A 19874-nucleotide genomic window follows, 5' to 3' on the forward strand; every position below is an offset into this window, starting at 1 on the left:
TTATGTCCGCGGGAAGACTTGCCGGCCGTTACTCCCTGCTGCGCCCGCTGGGCGCGGGCGGCATGGGGAAAGTGTGGCAGGCCAGGGACGAGATGCTTGACCGCGAGGTCGCGGTCAAGGAGCTCACGCTGCCCGAGGGCATGTCGCCCAAGGAACGGTCCGACTCGATCACCAGGGCCGTGCGCGAGGCGCAGGCCACCGCGCGGCTGCGTCACCCCGGCATCGTGGCGCTGCACGACGTGGTCGTCGAGAACGAGCGGCCGTGGCTGGTCATGGAGCTGCTGCGCGGGCGCACCCTCGCCGAGACCGTGCGCGAGTTCGGGCCCATGCCTCCCGACTACGCCGCGCGGATCGGCGCCGACGTGCTGGAGGCCCTGGGCATGGCGCACGCCCAGGGGGTGCAGCACCGCGACGTCAAGCCGGGCAACGTGTTCCTGACCGACAGAGGCAGGGTCGTGCTCACCGACTTCGGCATCGCCAGGCAGGAGGGCCAGGCCACCCTCACCGAGCAGGGGCTCATGATCGGCTCTCCCGGGTTCATCGCGCCCGAGCGACTCGAGGGCCGGCCCGGCGGCCCCGCCAGCGACCTGTGGTCGCTCGGCGCCACGCTCTACGTCGCGGTGACGGGCGGGCCCGCCTACTCCGGTTCGGCGGCCCAGCGGGTACGGGCCACGCTGATGGAGCCGGTCCCGATCGCGCCGGGCCCGCTGGGGCCGCTGCTGGCCGCCATGATGGCGCACCACCCAGCGGCGCGGCCCGACGCGCGCACGGCAGGGGAGGCGCTGCGCCAGGTCGCCGCGGGCGGGGCGGCGCCGCAGTTGCCGGTCACCCAGACCGTGACCGCGCCGACCAGAACGAAGCGGCCCGGCGGCGCGGCCCGCTGGATCGCCGTCGCCGCCGCGGCGGTGGTCGTGGTCGCCGCGGGCACCACGGCCTTCTTCTTCCTGCGGGGGGAGGACGACGGCGTGCCGTCGGCGTTCACGGTGCCCATGGACGTGTGCACCCTGCTCAGCTCCCAGGAGATCGGCAGCGTGCTGCGTACGCAGAGCCCGCCGAAGGGGAGCCCCGACGCCGACGAGGCGGGGCCCAAGTGCGGCTGGCCGCTTTCGGGCAGCGGCGTGGGCCTGCAGGTGCAGAAGGACTCCGACACCGTCGATCCCTGGTCGATGACCGATGATTCCGCCCACAGGCTGTTCGAGAACCAGAAGCGCTACTGGGCCAGATACGACGAGGTCTCCTGGTCGTGGCCCGAGATCGGCGTGAAGGACTCCAGGGAGGCCACGCGCACGCCGGTACGGCCGGTCGGCGGCGTGGGCGAGGAGGCCTTCGCCTTCGAGCTGAAGGGCCCCACCGGCCGCGTGCACTCCGCTCACGTCTACTACCGGCTGGCCAACCTCGTGGTGAGCGTCGAATACTCCACCCTGGCCAACAGGCCGACCGACGACGACGTCAGGCAGGCGGCGCTGAGGGTGGCGCAGGCGAGCGAACAGGCGTTGCGCAATGCCGGGTGACCTCTACCTGCTGGCGGGCCGCTACCGGCTGCTCGAGCGGCTCGGACAGGGCGGCGCGGGCACGGTGTGGCGCGCCATCGACGAGGTGCTCGACCGGCAGGTCGCGGTCAAGCAGGTACGCGTGCCCGAAGGGCTGACCCCGCCCCAGCGGGCGGACTTCGCCGACCTGGCCATCCACGAGGCCAGGTCGGCGGGACGCCTGCGCGATCCGGCGATCGTGCTCGTGCACGACGTCGTCCTGGAGGGCGACCAGCCGTGGATCATCATGGACCTGGTCACCGGCCGCTCGCTCGACAAGGTGATCAAGGAGCGGGGGCCGCTGCCCGCCGCGTACGTGGCCGAGATCGGGCTGCGCGTCCTGTCCGCGCTGGAGGTCGCCCACGCGCACGGCATGGTGCACCAGGACGTCAAACCGGCCAACATCCTGCTCGACGCCGACGGCTCGGCCATGCTGACCGACTTCGGCATCGCCGCGCCGATGGGCGGGCACGCCGACAGGTTCGGCAGCGCGGGCTCGCCCGGCTACATGGCGCCGGAGCGGCTCAACGAGCAACCCTCAGGCCCGGCCTCCGACCTGTGGTCGCTCGGCGCCAGCCTCTACACGGCCGTGGAGGGCAGGGCGCCGTTCGAGCGGCAGCTGTCCGCGGCGGTCGCGGCGGCGGTGCTGCTGCACGAGCCGCCGTTCCCCGCCAGGGCCGGGCGGGAGCTCGGCGGCCTGCTGATGGCCATGCTCGCGAAGGATCCGGCGGCCAGGCCCACGGCTGCCCAGGTGCGCCACGTGCTGCGCGGCCTGGCCGGCGCCACCACGGGCGCCCACGGCCGGCGGGCGGGCTCGGGGTCCCGGCGCTGGCTGCTGCCCGTGGCGGTCGCGGCCGTCGCGCTCCTGGGCGCGGGCGGCTGGTACGCCGCCGGCGCGCTCGTCGGCGGGCCGGAGACCGGCAGGTTCGCCACGGCTCCCGACCCGTGCACGCTGATCACCGACGCCCAGGCCGGCCGGCTGGTGAAGGGCAAGCCCGAACGCATGCGCAGCAGGCCGGACGAGTGCCAGTGGCTGGTCCGTGACGGCTCGACGCCCGGACGCCGGCTCATCGTGCGCGCCTGGGCGGAGAAGCCGGGCGCCGACCTCGGCGGGCCGCAGGTCGCCCAGCGCCGCTTCGACAGCGAGAGGACCACCCGCACCGCCTCCGAGGGCAGGCACATGCGCGAGCTGCGCGGCGGGATCAGAGAGGTCAAGGGCGTCGGGGAGGCGGCGATCATGCAGAACAAGTTCAAGTTCCATCTCAACAGCAAGGAGAAGGGCTCGTCCGACAGCGTCATCCTCTTCCGGACGAGCAACCTGCTGGGCGAGGTGGTCTGGCATCGTGATGACGTGCCGTCCTCCGACCCCGCTGACAAGGAGCCGGCCGTCGCCGCGGCCCGCCTGGTCTCGGCGGCGCTGGCGAAGTGAACGCCTGCAAGCCTCTCGCAAGGGGTGTGACTACCATGTACCCCCGCACGTCAAGGCAACCCCAGGAGTCTTTGTGAATCCCGGTAGCGAGCACGAGCCGCCTGCCAGCCCTCACCAGGCGCCAGGCAGGCAGTTCGGGCCGCCCAACATGCCGCCCAACATGCCGCCCAACATGCAGCCCGGCACGCCACAGAACACGCCACCGTACCTGCCTCCCGCCATGCCGCCGATGTCGCCGCCGCCGCAGCGCCCGCGGCGGCCCGCCTGGCTGCTGCCCACGCTGGCCGCCGCCCTCGTCGTGCTGGTCGCGGCGGGCGGCGTCGGAGCCTACTTCGTGTACGGCAAGGTCGCGGGCACCTCCACGCCGCCGTTCGCGCAACCGGGCGACACGACGGACGACGGGCCGGCGCAACCGGCCGCCACCGCCCCCGCGACCTCCGCCGCGACCTCCACGGCGGCAGCCGCGACGAGGCCCGACGTGTGCGCCATGCTGCCGAAGGACGAGGCCGACCGGCTCGTCCCCGACGCGACCATCGCCAAGAGGTCCCGGGACAGCCACTACACGGTCAGCTTCACCTGCAACTGGCAGAACCAGCGCATCTCGTACGGCGAGTTCTGGCGCAGCAGGGAGATCGACGTCCGGATCGATCAGCACAAGGGCGAGGGCTCCAAGACCGGCAGGGCGATGGCCCAGAACTCCTACGAGGTCGACTACCGCGGCGGCAAGTACGGCGAGACCGCCACCCCGTCGCTCAAGCCCGGCGAGAAGAGTTACACCTCGCCGGTGAAGGACATCCAGGGCGTCGGCGACAGCGCGTTCGCCCAGTACACCTGGCGCCGCGACGGCAAGCTGCTGTGGTACTCGTTCGGCAAGGCCTACGCCCGCGTCGGCGACATGACGATCGAGGTCAAGTACCAGGCGAGCCAGCAGCGCAAGGACGCCCAGATCCTGTCCAACGAGACCACCCAGTCGATCACCGAGGCCAACGCGATCCGCGAGGTCTCCAAGCTGGCCGGCCACTTCGCGAAGGGGGTGGCGGCCTGGCAGGCGAAGCATCCCGGCGTGCTGGCCCAGGCGGAGTCGTCGGAGGCCACGGTGTCGCCGAGCGCCACCCCGACGCCCTCGCCGAGTGTGCTGGCCGTCTTCCCCGCCGACTGCTCCGCCGTGACGGAGGCGGCCACGAAGCTCGTGCCCGAGCCCACCACCCGCGCCCGCGGCACCACGGCCGGGGGTGACAACCAGACCGAGTGCCGCTGGCTCAACCTGGACCTGCCCGGCGGGGAGGGCACCAAGAAGATCCGCAGCGCGCTGATCACGGTGCACCGCTTCACCAACCGGGCCGGCGCGGTCGACGCGGCCGCCGCCAAGGCCTACTACGTCAGCGAGTACGGCGGCGACAAGAGCACCGCCGACTCATCGCTCGAAGGCATCAACTGGGGCAAGCTGGCCGAGGTCGACGGGCTGGGCGAGCAGGCCTACCGGCAGTACGTGGAGACGAGGCGGGGCGAGGTCTCGGCGTCCAGCGCCACCGTGACCATCCGCAAGGGCGCCATGGTCGTCAGGGTCGACTACTCGGGCCACCAGCGGCCGGAGGGCGAGGCGACGAACTCGTCCAAGGTCGAGTTCATGCCGGAGAAGGAGGCCATGGCCGGCGCGCTCACCCTGGCCAAGTCCTACATGGCCACGCTGACCAAGCAGCCCAAGGGCGGCTGACCTCGCGCGACGCCGCCCCGTCCCCGCCGTCAGGGAGGGGAGGGGCGGCGTTGTCGTGTTCTCCTGACCGGCGGTTCGCATCAACGGTTAAAGAGCCTGCAACCCGGTTGCAAGTGTGACAAATACGGTTAAGACCGCAAGCACTTGAGCCGCGCGATCACGTTTGTCCAGTACAGGGGCATGGGCAAGCGACGGGGGATCTCGCGGCTCATTGCTTTGCCACCGTCTTCCCCCTGACGAGGAACGGCTCCAGCAGGCCGGGCACGGCGCTGGAGGCCAGGTCCAGGCCGGTGCCACGGCCGACGTCCACCACCTCGTAGTGACCGCGGCCGGCGGAGGTGGTGGCCGAGACCGTCAGCAGTCCCGAGCGCCGCTGGAAGTACGACTCGGTGATCGTCCATCCCGCGATGCCCCTGCGGTCGAGCGCGACGGTCCGCCGCACCACCGCGCCACTCCGGCTGACCAGGTGCCGGGCGCCCAGCGCGTGCCCGAGGTTCCTGGCGCCCTCGACGGCGCCCCACATCCCGGCCGCCAGCACCACGACGGGGATCAGCCACACCCAGGCACGCACCCACGGCCACGGCGCCGGCCAGGACGCGGCCCCCGCCGCAACGGCCGCCAGCGTTGTCGCCAGCGCGGTCGCCAGCGTGGTCGCCAGCAGGGCCCGTACGACGCGCCGCCGCCTCGCCGCCAGGGGATGCGGGATCAGCTCGGCACCTGCGTCGAGGACACGCGACACCGGCACGCCGGCCGACGCGACCTCGGCGGCGGGGCCGCGCGGCCCCGGCACGCCGGCCGGATGGCCGCCGCCGGCCCCGGCGACCTCGGCGGCGAGCCGCCAGGCCCGGTCACGGGGGAGGGGCGGTGCGAGCGCGGCGGCGTCCTCGGTCTCGTTCGCGGCCTTCTCGCCGAGCCCCGTGGCGACGGTCCTGACGCGGGCGCCGCCGCCCAGCCGCAGCAGCAGCGGCTCGCTGATCTCCACTCCGCGCAGCCTGCGCAGCTCCAGGGTCAGCGACCGGGTGGTCAGCAGCCCGCGGCGCAGCCTGAGCCGGCCGGGCTCGTGCTCCAGGCGGTAGCGGCCCCACGACTCGGCGAACAGCAGCACCGCGCCGAGCACGCCGACGGCCAGGTTGACCGCCAGCAGCAGCGGGACCGCCGTCAGCGGCCGCGCGACGATCCAGCCCCACAGGTCGCCCGCCGCCCTGCTGGTGACCGACTTGAACCCGAGCGCGTTGAGCGGCTTGTAGAGCGCGCCGAGCACCAGCGCGGACGCCGTGAACGTCCACACCGACAACGGCGCGTACCTGATCCACGACCAGCGCAGCTCGGCCAGCGGCCCGTCCCGCGCCTCCCGCTCCTCCTCCCCGTGCAGCAGGGTACGGCGCAGCGTCTCGGCGTCGTTCCTGGCCAGCGGGTCGAGCGTCAGCTCGGTGTGCTCGCCCGCGTGCTCGCCGGTGCCCACCTTGACGACGGTCAGGCCGAACATCCGGAGGATCGGGTCGGCCCTGAGGTCCACGCTGCGCACCCGGTCGCGCGGGATCGAGCGATGCTGGCGCGTGGTGAGGCCCGAGCGCAACTCGAGGCGCTCGGCGGTGAGCCGCCAGCGGGTCGTACGCAACCTGGCCAGGTCATAGGCAGGCACGGCGGCCAGGATCAGCACCGCGGCGCCCGCGCAGGCCGCGACGATCCAGCCCGGCCGCCAGTCCAGGCCCAGCAGGAAGCGGGTGAGCCCGGCCACCGCGCCCGCCACCAGTGCCAGCGACTTGGTGCCCGAGACCCACAGGCTCCGTCGTGACAGCCGCCGCCAGCCGTCCTGCCCGCCGCGGTGGCGTGCCGCCTCCGGTGCGTTCCTGTCCTGCCCGCGCAGCCCTGGCGCGTTCATGTGGCGTCCCCGGGCGTCGCCTGCGTGCGGGCGGTCAGGCGTTCGGCCAGTTCGGCGGCCACCTCGTGGTCCAATCCTTCGATCTTGACGGCTCCCGCGGACGAGGCGGTGGTCACCGTGACGTCGGCCAGACCGAACAGTCGCTGCACCGGCCCCCGCGCGGTGTCGACCCGTTGGATCCGCGACATCGGCGCCACCCGCCAGGTGTGCGTCAGCCACCCCTTGCGCGTGTAGACCGCCTCGCCGGTGACCTCCCACCGCTCCACCCGGTAGTACGCCCGCGGCGCCACCAGCGCCAGCGCCACGCACGCCACCCCGAACACGGCGACCGCCGCACCCAGCCAGAGCGGCCGCTCGGTGAAGATCCAGTACGCCGCCACGGCCGCGACGGCGAGCGGCGCCATGAGGAGCAGCCACTGCACCGTCCACCACGGGATCACCCGCGGATCGGGCAGGTTGCGCGGCGGCCTCAGCATGGTCGTGCTCATCTGTCCTCCTTCGTCTTCTTCGTCGCGTCGGACGCGGCCAGCAGCACGAAGCCGAGCACCCCGAGCACGATGGCCGCGAACACCTCGTATCCCTCGAGGACCGGCAGCAGATTGACCACGAGCAGGTCGTGCGCCCACCGCCACCATCCGAACAGGGCGTTGACCAGGCCGCCCACACCCTGCAGGAGCAGCACCCACCCCGATATCGTCAGAACCGCTTGCATGGCTCCAGCCTCGCCGCGCGGCCGCGCGGCCCGCGTCGGCCGTAGGTCTCGGCCGGCGTCGACTTTGGTCGCTGTCGCGCCGCCCCTGGCAGGGCCTAACCTCGGTGGACGTGACGGCACACCAGCAGGACGGCGTTCCCGCCCCCGAATATCGGTGGGCGCTGCCGTCGGTGCTGCTCGGAGACGCCCGGGAAGGCGGGCGCGTGCGGCGCTCGACGCGCGACTGGATCGTCGACACCGTCATGTTCCTGCTGGCCTGCGGCCTGACGTTGCTGTCGCTGACGGAGATCCAGGACGAGCCGGCGCCACTGCTCATGATCGAGCAGGTCATAGGGGCGTTGTCGTGCGCGGCGGTGTGGCTGCGGCGCAGGTGGCCGGTCGGACTGGCCGTGGTGACGACGCTGCTCTCGTCCTACCTTGAGCTGCCCGGCGGGCCCTCGGTCGTGGCGCTGTTCACGGTGGCGGTGCACCGGCCGTTCAGAATCTCCGGGCCGCTCGCGCTCTTCTCCCTCCTCACGCTGGCGCCCTACGTCTGGCTGCGGCCGCAGAACGACCTCGATCGGGGCTGGACGGCGGCACTCGGGGTGACGATCGCGCTGACCGTGTTCGCGTGGGGCATCGTGGTCAGGGCCAGGCGGCAGGTCATCTGGTCGCTCAGGCAGCAGGCCGAGGTGGCCGCGGAAGAGGCCAGGCGGAGCGAACGCGAGCGCATCGCCAGGGAGATGCACGACGTGCTCGCCCACCGCATCTCGATGCTCAGCCTGCACGCGGGCGCGCTGGAGTTCCGCCCGGACGCGCCCACCGAGGAGATCGCCAGGGCGGCCGGCGCCATCAGGAACAACGCCCACCTGGCGCTGCAGGACCTGCGCGAGGTGATCGGCGTGCTGCGCGCCGCCAGGCCGGGCGAGCAGGGCGAAGAGGCCGAACCGGTGCCGGAGCGCCCGCAGCCCACGCTCGCCGACCTGCCCAAGCTGGCCGAGGAATGCCGTCAGGCGGGCATGGACGTGCGGCTGACCCTCGGGGTGGGGGACGCGCCGGAAGGGCTGGGCCGTAACCTCTACCGCATCGTCCAGGAGGCGCTCACCAACGCTCGCAAGCATGCGGGCGGCGCGCCGGTGGCCGTCACCGTGGCGGGCAGGCGGGACAAGGGAGTGTCGGTGGAGGTGCGCAATCCGCTGCGGGCCCGCCACGGCCTGCGCATCCCCGGCGCGGGCGCCGGGCTCATCGGGCTGACGGAACGCGCCGAGCTGGCGGGCGGCAGGCTGGAGCACGGCGCGACGCCGGAGGGCGAGTTCCTGGTACGCGCCTGGCTACCGTGGCCGGTGAAGACGACTCGGGAGGACGCATGACCACTCCGGCCGGCGAGCCGATCAGACTGCTGATCGTCGACGACGACGCGATGGTGCGGGCCGGGCTGTCGATGATCCTCGGCGGCGCCGGCGACATCGAGATCGTCGGCGAGGCGGGCGACGGCTCCGAGGTGCCGCCCATGGTGGCCGAGCACCGGCCCGACGTGGTGCTGATGGACATCCGCATGCCGGGCGTCGACGGGCTCACCGCCACCGAGGCGCTGCGCCGCGCCTCCGCGCCGCCCGAGGTGGTGGTGCTGACCACGTTCCACGCCGACGCGCAGGTGCTGCGCGCGCTGCGGGCGGGTGCGGCCGGCTTCCTGCTGAAGGACATCGCGCCGGGCGACCTGGTCCAGGCGATCAGGAAGGTGGCCGAGGGCGAGCCGATCCTGTCGCCGGCGGTCACCCGGCAGCTCATCACGCACGTGTCCGACGGCGGGGCGGACGATCGCACCGAACGCGCCAGGAAGCTGCTCGGCCGGCTCAGCGAGCGGGAGCGGGAGGTGGCGACGGCTGTCGGCCAGGGCAAGTCGAACGCCGACATCGGGCGCGAGTTGTTCATGAGCGTGCCCACGGTCAAGGCCCACGTCTCGCGGATCCTGACCAAGCTCGACCTCAACAACCGGGTCCAGGTCGCGCTGCTGGTCTACGACGCGGGCTCGTAGCCGGGGCACCGCGCCGGCAGGTCCCGATCACGGCGCGGCGAGCCGCCGGACCGGGCCTGTGCTCCGAGGGCCGGGCTCGGACGGGCCGGGGCGCTGGAATCCCAGCTTTTCGCGCCGGGTGGCGGCGACCCGGACAAGTGCGCGCCCGCCGGGCCTGCCGCAGCGCCGCGGGGCGCCGGGCCGAGGCGACCCTCCGAGGTCACGAGCGGCGGTGCGAGACCGTTCCGCCATGGTCGGCCTCCCTGGTGGACGCCCGTACCGGCGTGGCCGATCCGTCCCCACCAAGCGCTTGCCCAAAGCGGAGTGGCCGTTACGGTCAGGTACGCGGCAGCCGTACCCTTGTCTGAAAGGGCATGTCACGAAGGGACAAGTGGGATGAGTTCAGCGGGTGAAGGCCTGTCTCGCCCGCTTCCCGAGCAGGTGCGGCTCAATGTCGTCGACTTGGCGTCTCAAGTCCTCGGCACGATGCCCGGTGCCGCCATTCCGCCGCCGCTGCGGGGCATCGCCAAGTTCGACCCGCGTAAGCGGGCCAAGCTGGGCGGCGCCCCCATCGCGGCGCAGCTGGAGAACGACAAGAAGTTCCGCGAGCTGGTCGCCGAGTCGGTGACCGCGGGCTGGCCCGAGCTGGTCGCCGCTCTCGCCGAGGGCAACGTGCCGCCCGCCGCCGACCCCGTGCTGGTGGCCGCGGCCGCCTATCTCACCCGCCCGCCCGGCTGGGCGGAGATGATCGAGGCCGCCCGCTCCGACCTGGAGCAGTCGCTCGCGGCCGCCGAGGACTCCGAGCGCGAGGAGGCCGTCGCCCGGTTGCGCGAGCAGCTCGCCGCGCAGAAGAGCGGCGCCAAGGAGGAGGCGGAACGCCTGCGCGAGCAGGTCAGGGCCGCCCGCGCGGAGAACTCCGACCTGCGCCGCAGGCTTCACGACGCCCGCGAGCGGGCCAAGGCCGCGGCGCGCAGGGCCGAGGAGATGGAGCGGGCGGCCGAGGAGGCCAGGACGGCCGCCTCGGCCGCGGGCAGCGCGGGGGAGTCCGAGCTGCGGCGGCTGCGCGAACGGCTGTCCGACGTGGAGAAGCAGCTCGAAGCCTCGCGCCGGGCCGCGCGCGAGGGCAGGAGCATCGAGGACGCCCGCATCAGGGTGCTGCTCGACGCGCTGCAGGACGCGTCCGCCGGGCTGCGCAGGGAGCTGGCCCTGCCCACCACGATCAGCCGGCCGGCCGATTCTGTCGCCGCGGTCACCGGCGAACGGCCGGGTGTGCGCGTGCCCGCGCGGGCGCTGGCCGATGACGACCCGCAGCTTCTCGACCAGCTCCTCGCGCTGCCGCAGATCCACCTGATCATCGACGGCTACAACGTCACCAAGACCGGCTACGGCACGCTCACCCTCGCCGACCAGCGCAACCGGCTGATGACCGGGCTGGGCGGGCTGGTGGCGCAGACGAGGGTCGAGGTGACCGCGGTGTTCGACGGTGCGGAGCTCAACGCCCCTGTGCAGGTCGTGGCGCCGCGCGGCGTGAGGGTGCTGTTCAGCGCGCCCGGGGAGATCGCCGACGACCTGATCCGCCAGCTCGTCCGCGCCGAGCCGCCCGGTCGCGCCATAGCCGTGGTGTCGTCGGACCGGGAGGTGGCCGAGTCCGTCAGGCGGATGGGAGCCAGACCCGTTCCCTCTGGCTTGCTGCTGCGCCGCCTGGGCCGGGCTTAAGTTACGAATTGGTATGTTCGGGTGAGACCTCACCCGCCACTTCTGTACTATTTCGCCCCAGTAAAGATCCCCTGGGAGGCGACGCAGTGAGGTTTGGCCGGGTGCCGGTGGCCGTGGGTCTCGCGTTCGGGCTTGTGGTGTCTCCCATGGGGGCGGCGCTCGCTGATCCGAAGCCGACCATCGGGCAGGCCAAGGCCAAGCTCGACAAGCTCAACGACAAGGCCGACAAGGTCGTCGACCGCTACAACACGGCGACCGAGCGCTACAAGAAGGCCAAGGGCACCTACGCGAAGCTGAACAAGAGCTACAAGCGCAAACTCCGTACGGTCGCCGACCTGCGCACCCAGATCGCCGACATGGCCGCCACCGTCTATCGGGCCGGCGGCTACGCCACCACCATGCCGGGGCTGGTCAGCGCCGACAACCCGCAGGGACGGCTGGCCGGGATGGCGCTGGCCGGGCAGATGGCCAAGGAACGCTCGGAGAAGCTGGCGGCGTTCGACCGGGAGAACCGCGGGCTGAAGAAGGAACGTGACAAGGCGCAGGGTGCCCTGCGGTCGGCCGACGAGGTCCGCGGCGAGGTCGAGAAGGAGCGCAAGGAGATCCTCGGCCTGATCGCCAAGCAGAAGAAGCTCCTGAAGAAGCTGGGCGCCTACAAGACCGGTGACCCGAACAGCACCGGCATCGCGTACACGGGACCGGCGTCGGGGAACGCCGCAGCGGTGCTGCGGTTCGCGTTCGCGCAGGTCGGCAAGCCGTACGTGTTCGGCGGGACAGGGCCGGGCGGCTACGACTGCTCGGGGCTGACGCAGGCGTCATGGCGGGCCGCGGGCGTGTCCTTGCCGAGGACGACGTGGGCGCAGTGGGCGTGGGGCGCCAGCCGCAAGGTGTCGCTGAACGCGCTCCAGCCCGGTGATCTCATCTTCAGCGAGGGTCTGGGGCACGTCAGCATCTATGCGGGCAACGGGAAGATCGTCCATGCGCCGCAGACGGGCGACGTGGTCAAGGTCGTCAGCCTCTCCGCCTACGGCCGCAGCCTCGTGGGCGCCGTCCGCCCATAATTCCGTCCCCTCCTTCTACGACGCACCATCGTTGCCGTCGTGCGGGCGGTCCGCGATCACGTTCCGCATCCTCCTGATCACCTTAGGTCGAGATCATACGAGGCGGAATGTGACAAACGCGACATCTGACCCCTGACAAGACGGATGTTTCGCGAATGTGAGCAGGGTCACTTTTTGGTAACGACGCCCCCTGTTCCAACAGGGGTTCGGGAGTTTACTGAGGCCTGAGTCGATCTTTACAGCCTGACTCGGCTTTTGCTGATCCTTGACCGTTCCGCGTAGCTTCTGGCGTCGTCGCGGTGCACAAGCCATGGCGCCGTGAACCCGCATCGGTCCCTCCCGGTGTGAAGACAGATGAAGATCCGCTGGTCATCGCCGCGACATCCCCATGACACGGGCGATGACCTGCCGAATCCGTGCAGTCAGGAGGCACGGAACCGGGGACCCAGCGATCCCAGTTCCCCAGGGATCAGGGGTGAATCGGCGCGCCATCGCGCCGTAGGGCGACTTCCAGGCCCGAATCCGACAGCTAACCCGGTAGGCGTTCGTGGAAGACCCAAGGAGAAATCCTGTCTACCTCCCTGCACAACCCCCGTCTGTCCCGCCTTGCCCTGCCTGGCGTCGTGCTCACGATGACCGTGACGGCCGGAGGCCTGGTCCTCCACGCCCCCACGGCTCAGGCGGCGACGAGGAGCGACACGGCCGGCGTCTCCTCGGTGAGGGCGGCCACCGCCGCCACCACCGCGAAGTCGGCCAAGGCCGCTCGCAAGCGGGCAAAGACCGCTCGGCAGAAGGTGAAGGCCGGCAAGGCCATCGCCGTGGCCAAGAACCAGATCGGTGACCCGTATCGTTACGGCGCCACAGGCCCTGGTTCGTTCGACTGCTCCGGCCTCGTCCAGTACGCCTGGAAGAAGGCCGGGGTGAAACTCCCGCGCGTGGCGAGCAGCCAGTTCGCCGGCATCAGGAACAAGGTCTCCTGGCGCAACCTCAAGCCCGGGGACCTCATGTTCTTCAACGGGCTCGGCCACGTGGGCATGTACGTCGGCAAGGGCAAGATGATCCATTCGCCGCGGACAGGCGAACGGGTGCGCATCGACAAGCTGGGCGGATGGCGCAAGTCGTCGTTCGTCGGCGCGGTCCGTCCCGGCCTCTGATGAGGCCCCGCCCGGGCCCGGGAGACCTTCCGGAGCCCGGGCGGGCTCCCGTGGCAGCCCGTCCTCACGCTCGTCGGCGGCCCCTCGTAGAGGGCCGGCCCTGATCGGGCCCACTACGATCGGCAGCGTGTCCGAGCAGGTGAGCCGACGAGCCGCGCTGGCCGCGCTCCTCCTCCTCGGCCTCGCCGCCGACGCGCCCGCCCCCGGATCGCCCGTCTTCCCCGCGCACGCCCGTGACCTGTGGCCGGACGGCCAGGTCACCGCCCGCGGGGCACGTTCCCTCGTCACCGGCCACCGCGCCGCACCCGGCACGCTCAGCGAACTCGCCCGCCGCGCCGATTCGGCGGGGCTGCGGGTCACGGCCGTGCTCGGCCGCCCGGTGCGGCCCGTGGTCATCGTTCCCGGCTCCGCGCAGGACGCGGCCCGGCTGGCCGGCGTGGAGCGCCTCGACGGGCTGGCGGCGGTGGCCGACGGCGGGCGGGTGATCGTCGTCCCCGAGTCGTTCGGCAGGCTCACCTCCACCGGCAAGGACGTCGTCCTCACCCACGAGCTGACCCACGTCGCCGCGGGCACCGGCGGGCTGCCCGTCTGGCTCTACGAGGGCTTCGCCGACTACGTGGCCTACCGGGACGCCGGGCTGCCCGTGCGCACGGCCGCCGCCGAGCTGGCCGCCGAGGTGCGGGCCGGGCGCGTGCCGGCCGCGCTGCCGACACCCGAGGCGTTCGCCGTCGGCGGGCCTGACCCCGGACGCCTTGCGCTGGCGTACCAGGAGGCCTGGCTGGCGTGTCGGTTCCTCGCCCGCCGTTTCGGTGAGAGGAGCCTGGTGAGGCTCTACCGTGATGCGCAGGCGGCCGGCGTCGACGAGGCGCTCGCCGCGCTCGGGCTCTCCGTGGCCACGCTGACGGCACGGTGGCGCGCGTACGTGCGGGAGCAGCTCGCGTGAGTGGGGAGAAGGATGAGCGGACGGCGGGACGCGGACGGCCCTTCTGAGGAGGCCGGGGCGGGCGGCGGAGAGGCGGCTGCCACAGGGCCCGGTGACGGTGTTCCCGTGGGCGCCGTCAGCGCGGAGGACGCCGCGCGGACGGACGGCGGCGCGGCGGGGGCGTGGAGACGGCGCGAACGGGGGCAGGGTGACGGGGTGCCCGCGACGACGGACGGCCCGGCGCAGGATCCGGGGGAGGGCCCGGTAGCGGACGCGGCGGTGGATGCGGCCGAGCGCCGGTTCAGACGGCAGGCCGCCGTGGTCCTGGCGGTGCTCGCGGCGGTGATCCTGGCCGTGGCCGCCTCCAGCACGCCGTGGACGGTCCTGGCCGCGGGGCCGCCCGACCCGGCGCGCGACTTCACAGCCGCCGAGATCGCGAGGGCGCGGGCGTTCGACGCGGCCACGTCCCTGCCGAGCTATCTCGGGCTGGCGCTCACGCTGGCCTTCGCGGCCCTGCTGGTGGCCACCCCCTTCGGGGCCAGGGTGCTGGGCCGGCTGAAAGGCCCCTGGTGGGTGCGGGTGGTCCTCGGCGTCCTGGTGCTCACCGCGATCGTCGAGGCGGTCAGGTGGCCGCTCGGCGTCTGGTTCGAGACGCTGCTGCGCGACTACGGGCTGTCCACCCAGGACTGGGCGGGCTGGACCGCCGACCGGCTGAAGGGCCTCGGCGTGGAGGCCTTCCTGCTCTGCCTCATGCTGCTCGTCCTCGTGGGGCTGGCCCGCAGGGTGCGGCGCTGGTGGATCCCGGCGGCCGTGGGGGCGTGCGCGCTGACCGTGGTGATGTCGTTCGTCTACCCGGTGGTGTTCGAGCCGCTGTTCAACGACTTCACGTCCATGCCGCAGGGCTCGCTGCGCGACAACCTGCTGGACATGGCAGAGCGCGACGGCGTGCCGGTGCAGGACGTGCTGGTCGCCGACGCCTCGCGGCGCACGACGGCGCTCAACGCGTACGTGTCGGGCTTCGGCGCCACCCGCAGGATCGTCGTCTACGACACGCTGCTCAAGGCGCCGCAGCCCCAGGTCGAGCTGGTCGTCGCCCATGAGCTGGGCCACGCCGAGGCCGACGACGTGCTCTTCGGGACCCTCGTCGGCGCCCTGGGGGCGGCGCTCGGCGTGGTCCTGCTGTACCTGGTGTTCGGCGCGGTACGCCGGCGCACCGGCGTCACCTCGATCGCCGATCCGCGGGCGGTGGGTGTGGTCATGGGCCTGATGACGCTGGGTTCGCTGATCATGGGCCCTGCCCAGAACGTGATCAGCCGCCACGTCGAGGCCAGGGCCGACGTGCACGCGCTCGACCTCACCCGGGATCCGGCCACGTTCATCGCCATGCAAAAACGGCTGGCAATTACCAATATTTCCGACTTGTCGCCGGATCCGGTGGAATATGTGCTCTATGCCTCCCATCCTTCCAGCCCTGAGCGCATCGCCCTGGCCCGCTCATGGGCCGAGCTGAACGGCGTCCCGGTGCCGTGACCCATGCGGACGTGCTCTTCGTCACGAACGACTTCCCGCCCAGGCCGGGCGGCATCCAGTCATTCGTGCACGGGCTCGCGCTGCGCACGCCGGGCGTGACCGTCTACGCCCCCGCCTGGCCGGGGTGCGCGGACTTCGACCGGCGCCAGCCGTACCGGATCGTGCGGCATCCCACGCGGCTCATGCTGCCGGGCCCGGCCGTCGCGCGCAGGGCGGCCGGCCTGGTGGCCGAGCAGGGCGTGCGGACCGTCGTGTTCGGCGCGGCGGCGCCCCTCGGCCTGCTCGCGCCGCGCCTGCGCGCGGCGGGCGCGCGGCGCGTGGTGATGCTCACCCACGGCCACGAGGCGTCGTGGGCGAGCACGCCCGGATTCCGCGCCGTGCTGCGCAGGATCGGCGAGCACGCCGACGTGGTGACGTATCTGGGCGAGTACACGCGAGCCCGCCTGGCCGCCGCCATCCCCCCGGCCAAGCTCGTACGCCTCGTTCCCGGCGTGGACACCGGCCAGTACCGCCCCGGCACGGCCCGCCGGTCCATCAGGGCCGAGCTGGGCCTCGGCGACAGGCCGGTGGTGGTGTGCGTGTCGCGGCTGGTGCCCCGCAAGGGCCAGGACCAGCTCATCAGGGCCTGGCCCCAGGTGCTGCGGGTGGCGCCGGACGCGGTCCTGCTGCTGGTGGGCGACGGGCCCCACCGCAGGACGCTGGAGCGGCTGGCGGCGGGGCACGAGTCGGTCAGGTTCGCCGGCGCGGTGCCGGCGGCGGGCCTGCCCGGCTACTACGCCGCCGGCGACGTGTTCGCGATGCCGTGCCGCACCCGGTGGAAGGGCCTGGACGTGGAAGGGCTCGGGATCGTGTTCCTGGAGGCGTCGGCGACCGGGCTGCCGGTGGTCGTGGGCGCGTCCGGCGGCACGACCGACGCGGTGCGGCCCGGCGAGACCGGGCTGGTCGTCGACGGCGAGGACGTCGGCGAGATCGCCCGGGCCCTCGTCGAGCTGCTGACGGATCCCGGCAAGGCGCGCAAGATGGGCGCGGTCGGCCGTGACTGGGTGGCCCGCGAATGGGCGTGGGACCACGTGGCCGCCCGCTTCCGGGCACTCCTCTAGGCCCTCGGCCTAGCCCTTGGTCGACCCCAGCGTGAGGCCGGCCACGAACTGCTTGTGCAGCAGCTGGAAGACGATCAGCGTCGGCAGCGCCACCAGCACCGACCCGGCCGCCAGCAGGTTGTAGTCGGTGAAGAACTGGCCGCGCAGGTTGTTCAGCGCCGAGGTGACGGGCAGCTTGTCGCCCGACGACATCAGTACCAGCGCCCACAGGAAGTCGTTGTACATCCACGTGAACTGCAGCGTGGACAGCGCCGCCAGCACCGGCCGGCACAGCGGCAGCGTCAGCCGCCAGTACCGTTTCCACACCCCGGCCCCGTCCACCAGCGCCGCCTCGCTGATCTCCTCGGGGATGGTGCGCATGAAGTTCGCCATCACGAAGACGCAGAAGCCGAACTGGAACGCCACGTGGATGAGGATCAGCCCCAGGTAGGAGTCGTAGAGCGACTGCGAGTCCGACAGCCAGGCGGGCAGCGGGACCAGCGTGTAGAGGGTGTAGAGCGGCGTGATGAGCACCTGCGGCGGCAGCAGGTTGCCGGCGGTGAAGACGACCAGCAGCGCCTTGCGCCCGGGGATGCGCAACCGCGCGATGGCGAACGCCGCGAACGACGCCAGCAACAACGTGATCAGCACGCCGGGGATGACGATGATCAGCGTGTTCAGGTAGTAGCGGGGCAGCTCGGCCTGGATCCACGCCTCCGCGTAGTAGTCGAGCGTGAGATCCTCCGGCAGCGAGAAGTAGCCCAGGCGGGCGGTCTCCTCGTACGGCCGCAGCGACGCGTACACGGCCAGGGCGAGCGGCAGCAGCCAGCCCAGCGCCACCAGCGCGAGGAAGGCGTGCAGCAGGATCCGCAGCGGCCGCGCCGGGCGCCGCGCGGCGGGCCGTCGCGCCTGCGACGGGGGAGCGGAGGCGGGGGCGGTGAGCGTCATCGTTCCTCCCTGAACAGCTGCGACAGGTAGGTGACGATGAACGCCAGCGAGATCACCAGCAGGATCACCGCGATCGCCGAGCCGAACCCGATCCGGCTGGCCTCGCCCACGATGTTCTCCGTGACCAGCACCGACAGCAGCTCGAGCCCGTTCCTGCCCTTGTTGATGGCGTAGACGATGTCGAACGCCCGCAGCGCCTCGATCACCGTGATGACCAGCACGATCACGTTGATCGGCCGCAGCGTCGGGAAGACGACGCGGAAGAACGCCTGCCGCTCGCTGGCCCCGTCGATCGCCGCCGCCTCCTTGAGCGCCGGGTCGACGGCCTTCAACCCCGCCAGATAGATGATCATCACGTACCCGACGTGCCGCCACGCGGCGGCGACCATGACGACCCAGATGTTGATCGAGCTGTCGCCGAGCCAGTCCACGCCGAGCCCGGTCACCGCGTTCAGCACGCCGTAGTCGGAGGAGTAGACGAGCTGCGCGATGAAGCCGACCACGGCCAGCGACAGCACCACCGGCATGTAGAGGGCGCTCTGGTAGACGCGTGACAACCGCAGCCGCCGGTCCAGCAGCACCGCGCAGAACAGGCCGAACGGCGTCGCGACCAGGCCGAGGAAGGCCAGCCACAGCACGTTGTTGCGGACGGCCGACCAGAACGGCGGATATTCGGCGGCCAGGTCGTGATAGTTGCGCCCGCCGACCCACTCGATGGGGCCGATGCCGTTCCAGGCGGTGCCGGACAGCCCTACGGAGGCCAGCGTGGGACCCCAGACGAGGCCCACGTTGACGACGATGGCCACCCCCAGCCCGATGACCAGGATGGTCACGTCGCGGGCGGAGTAGCGACGGGTCTTGACGGCCATCAGCGGAAGATGTTGGCCTTCTGCTTCTCGATGCTCGCCAGTAAGGAGTCGATCTCGTCCGGTTCGCCGACGAACGACTGCAGGGACGGGATCATCACGGTCGAGGCGAAGTCGGGCCGGGTGTCACGGTCGAGGAACTGCGCGATGTGCGTGGCCTTCGACACGAGCTCCGCGCCGCGCTTCTGCAGGGCGCTGTAGCCGGAGGTGTCGGCCTTGGAGCTGGCGGCCAGCGTGCCGGGGTCCAGCTTCGTGGCGACGTTCTGCGAGGAGGCCTGGGCGAAGTGCTTGAGCAGGGCCTTGGCGCCGTCCACGTTCTTCGCCTTGGCGGAGATCATGTAGCCGTCGATGGGGGCGTCGATCGAGTCGGTGCCGTACGCCGGGTTGATCTCCGGGAAGGTGAAGAAGTCCAGGTCGTCCCGGTCGGCCTCGGGGAACTGCTGGGCGACGAACATCCCCAGCAGGTACATCCCGGTCTTCTTCTGCGCCAGAGACTGGCCGGCCTCCTGCCACGTGCGGCCGAGCGAGGCCGGCTGGTGGAACTCCATCAGCCCCCGCCACGTGTCGAACACCTGCCTGACCCGGGGATCCGTCCACGACTCCTTGCCGGCCATGAGCGAGATGTGGAAATCGTAGCCGTTCGTCCGCATGTTGAGGATGTCGAACGTGCCCATCGCCGGCCAGCCGTCCTTGTCGGCGAACGCGATCGGGACGAGCCCGTCGGCCTTCATCTTCCTGGCCAGCGCGGTCAGCTCGTCGAGCGTGGCCGGCGGCTCGTACCCCTTCTCCCGCCAGAGGCTCTTGCGGTAGAACACCGCCCACGGATAGTAGGTGAACGGTACGAAGTACTGCTTGCCGTCGGATCCGGTCGACTGGTCCTTGAACGCCTGGGTGTAGCCGCCGCCGATCTCCCGCCACACGTCGGAGATGTCCACGGCCAGCCCCTGCTGGGCGAAGAACTGCATGCGGTAGCCGGCGAACCAGGTGAACACGTCTTCGGGCGTGCCGCGGAGATAGCGGTTGATGTTCTCCTGGAACGTGTTGTGGTCCACGGTGTTGATCTTCGTGGTGGCCTGCGTGAAGTCGCCGACCACGGTTTCGAGGGTCTTCTTCGGGATCTCGTCGGAGGCGTTGGAGCCGATCGTGACGGTGCCCTGCCCGCCGCCGCCGGAGGCGGGGCCGGCGTCGCCGGAGCCGCACCCGGTGAGCACGGCCGGGACGCCGAACGCGGCGGCGGCTCCCAGCAGGACATGACGGCGGGAGATCGGTAGCTGGTGGGCCATCGTGGATTTCCTCCTTGCCGGACCCTTCAGATTCCCCCGAGTTCGCGCATCTTCCT

General features: G+C 71.9%; 17 protein-coding genes and 1 riboswitch. Of the genes, 11 read left to right on the forward strand and 6 right to left on the reverse strand.

The annotated features are described in order from the left end of the window. Positions 1-2: 2 nt before the first annotated feature. The 3 genes from ABGB14_RS06515 (at position 3) to ABGB14_RS06525 (ending at position 4672) form a co-directional block, all read left to right on the forward strand. Positions 3-1511, forward strand: coding sequence for a serine/threonine-protein kinase (locus ABGB14_RS06515; RefSeq protein WP_347642616.1), 1509 nt, complete (start codon positions 3-5; stop codon positions 1509-1511). Then, the gene (locus ABGB14_RS06520) at positions 1501-2958 is read left to right on the forward strand and encodes a serine/threonine-protein kinase (RefSeq protein ID WP_347642617.1); all 1458 of its coding nucleotides are present in this window, start codon (positions 1501-1503) and stop codon (positions 2956-2958) included. The genes ABGB14_RS06515 and ABGB14_RS06520 overlap by 11 nt, the downstream gene beginning before the upstream one ends. Positions 2959-3031: 73 nt before the next feature. Next, a complete protein-coding gene (locus ABGB14_RS06525) occupies positions 3032-4672 on the forward strand; it encodes a hypothetical protein (protein ID WP_347642618.1) in 1641 nt (546 codons plus the stop codon). Positions 4673-4880: 208 nt separating this feature from the next. Here ABGB14_RS06525 and ABGB14_RS06530 read toward each other — a convergent pair whose 3' ends face one another. From ABGB14_RS06530 to ABGB14_RS06540, 3 genes are read right to left on the reverse strand one after another with little or no spacing between them, the layout of a single operon-like run. Beyond that, positions 4881-6554: a PH domain-containing protein gene (locus ABGB14_RS06530; protein WP_347642619.1), complete on the reverse strand. Its 1674-nt coding sequence runs from the start codon at positions 6552-6554 to the stop codon at positions 4881-4883. Beyond that, positions 6551-7042 (reverse strand): PH domain-containing protein, encoded by a 492-nt coding sequence (locus ABGB14_RS06535; protein WP_347642620.1) that lies wholly within the window; start codon positions 7040-7042, stop codon positions 6551-6553. The genes ABGB14_RS06530 and ABGB14_RS06535 overlap by 4 nt, the downstream gene beginning before the upstream one ends. Then, a complete protein-coding gene (locus tag ABGB14_RS06540) occupies positions 7039-7266 on the reverse strand; it encodes a hypothetical protein (protein ID WP_347642621.1) in 228 nt (75 codons plus the stop codon). Before ABGB14_RS06540 ends, ABGB14_RS06535 begins: the two co-directional genes overlap by 4 nt. A gap of 110 nt (positions 7267-7376) precedes the next feature. On the opposite strand from ABGB14_RS06540, the gene ABGB14_RS06545 reads away from it, so the two are divergent. From ABGB14_RS06545 to ABGB14_RS06580, 8 genes are all read left to right on the forward strand, one after another. Beyond that, positions 7377-8615: a histidine kinase gene (locus tag ABGB14_RS06545; RefSeq protein ID WP_347642622.1), complete on the forward strand. Its 1239-nt coding sequence runs from the start codon at positions 7377-7379 to the stop codon at positions 8613-8615. Next, positions 8612-9280, forward strand: coding sequence for a response regulator transcription factor (locus tag ABGB14_RS06550; protein WP_347642623.1), 669 nt, complete (start codon positions 8612-8614; stop codon positions 9278-9280). Before ABGB14_RS06545 ends, ABGB14_RS06550 begins: the two co-directional genes overlap by 4 nt. A gap of 441 nt (positions 9281-9721) precedes the next feature. Then, the gene (locus ABGB14_RS06555) at positions 9722-10975 is read left to right on the forward strand and encodes an NYN domain-containing protein (protein WP_347642624.1); all 1254 of its coding nucleotides are present in this window, start codon (positions 9722-9724) and stop codon (positions 10973-10975) included. A gap of 86 nt (positions 10976-11061) precedes the next feature. Then, positions 11062-12036: a C40 family peptidase gene (locus ABGB14_RS06560; protein WP_347642625.1), complete on the forward strand. Its 975-nt coding sequence runs from the start codon at positions 11062-11064 to the stop codon at positions 12034-12036. Positions 12037-12432: 396 nt separating this feature from the next. Then, a riboswitch (cyclic di-AMP (ydaO/yuaA leader) is annotated at positions 12433-12595 on the forward strand. Positions 12596-12668: 73 nt separating this feature from the next. Continuing rightward, complete coding sequence (locus ABGB14_RS06565; RefSeq protein WP_347643131.1) at positions 12669-13190, forward strand: C40 family peptidase; 522 nt, start codon at positions 12669-12671, stop codon at positions 13188-13190. Positions 13191-13317: 127 nt separating this feature from the next. Beyond that, positions 13318-14133 carry a hypothetical protein gene (locus tag ABGB14_RS06570; protein WP_347642626.1) on the forward strand — a complete coding sequence of 272 codons (816 nt, stop codon included), beginning with the start codon at positions 13318-13320 and terminating at the stop codon, positions 14131-14133. 12 nt (positions 14134-14145) lie between these two features. Continuing rightward, positions 14146-15642: a M48 family metallopeptidase gene (locus ABGB14_RS06575; RefSeq protein ID WP_347642627.1), complete on the forward strand. Its 1497-nt coding sequence runs from the start codon at positions 14146-14148 to the stop codon at positions 15640-15642. Then, positions 15639-16742, forward strand: a complete 1104-nt coding sequence (locus ABGB14_RS06580) for a glycosyltransferase family 4 protein (protein WP_347642628.1) — start codon at positions 15639-15641, stop codon at positions 16740-16742. Before ABGB14_RS06575 ends, ABGB14_RS06580 begins: the two co-directional genes overlap by 4 nt. A 9-nt stretch (positions 16743-16751) precedes the next feature. Here ABGB14_RS06580 and ABGB14_RS06585 read toward each other — a convergent pair whose 3' ends face one another. The 3 genes from ABGB14_RS06585 to ABGB14_RS06595 are packed head-to-tail and all read right to left on the reverse strand — an operon-like array spanning position 16752 to position 19818. Continuing rightward, a complete protein-coding gene (locus ABGB14_RS06585) occupies positions 16752-17669 on the reverse strand; it encodes a carbohydrate ABC transporter permease (protein WP_347642629.1) in 918 nt (305 codons plus the stop codon). Further along, positions 17666-18538 carry a sugar ABC transporter permease gene (locus tag ABGB14_RS06590; RefSeq protein WP_132603395.1) on the reverse strand — a complete coding sequence of 291 codons (873 nt, stop codon included), beginning with the start codon at positions 18536-18538 and terminating at the stop codon, positions 17666-17668. Before ABGB14_RS06590 ends, ABGB14_RS06585 begins: the two co-directional genes overlap by 4 nt. Beyond that, on the reverse strand, positions 18538-19818 hold the full coding sequence (locus ABGB14_RS06595; protein WP_347642630.1) for an ABC transporter substrate-binding protein: 1281 nt from the start codon (positions 19816-19818) through the stop codon (positions 18538-18540). The genes ABGB14_RS06590 and ABGB14_RS06595 overlap by 1 nt, the downstream gene beginning before the upstream one ends. Between the last annotated feature and the right edge of the window lie 56 nt (positions 19819-19874).

The organism is Nonomuraea sp. B10E15, assembly GCF_039871615.1.
Taxonomy (GTDB): domain Bacteria; phylum Actinomycetota; class Actinomycetes; order Streptosporangiales; family Streptosporangiaceae; genus Nonomuraea.

What these genes read in the sequence shown, in the direction of transcription:
- ABGB14_RS06595 (WP_347642630.1), bottom strand. Translation starts at nt 19,818, where the DNA reads ATGGCCCACCAGCTACCGATCTCCCGCCGTCATGTCCTGCTGGGAGCC.
- ABGB14_RS06515 (WP_347642616.1), top strand. Translation starts at nt 3, where the DNA reads ATGTCCGCGGGAAGACTTGCCGGCCGTTACTCCCTGCTGCGCCCGCTG.
- ABGB14_RS06565 (WP_347643131.1), top strand. Translation starts at nt 12,669, where the DNA reads ATGACCGTGACGGCCGGAGGCCTGGTCCTCCACGCCCCCACGGCTCAG.
- ABGB14_RS06540 (WP_347642621.1), bottom strand. Translation starts at nt 7,266, where the DNA reads ATGCAAGCGGTTCTGACGATATCGGGGTGGGTGCTGCTCCTGCAGGGT.
- ABGB14_RS06530 (WP_347642619.1), bottom strand. Translation starts at nt 6,554, where the DNA reads ATGAACGCGCCAGGGCTGCGCGGGCAGGACAGGAACGCACCGGAGGCG.
- ABGB14_RS06585 (WP_347642629.1), bottom strand. Translation starts at nt 17,669, where the DNA reads ATGACGCTCACCGCCCCCGCCTCCGCTCCCCCGTCGCAGGCGCGACGG.
- ABGB14_RS06520 (WP_347642617.1), top strand. Translation starts at nt 1,501, where the DNA reads ATGCCGGGTGACCTCTACCTGCTGGCGGGCCGCTACCGGCTGCTCGAG.
- ABGB14_RS06590 (WP_132603395.1), bottom strand. Translation starts at nt 18,538, where the DNA reads ATGGCCGTCAAGACCCGTCGCTACTCCGCCCGCGACGTGACCATCCTG.
- ABGB14_RS06575 (WP_347642627.1), top strand. Translation starts at nt 14,146, where the DNA reads ATGAGCGGACGGCGGGACGCGGACGGCCCTTCTGAGGAGGCCGGGGCG.
- ABGB14_RS06535 (WP_347642620.1), bottom strand. Translation starts at nt 7,042, where the DNA reads ATGAGCACGACCATGCTGAGGCCGCCGCGCAACCTGCCCGATCCGCGG.
- ABGB14_RS06550 (WP_347642623.1), top strand. Translation starts at nt 8,612, where the DNA reads ATGACCACTCCGGCCGGCGAGCCGATCAGACTGCTGATCGTCGACGAC.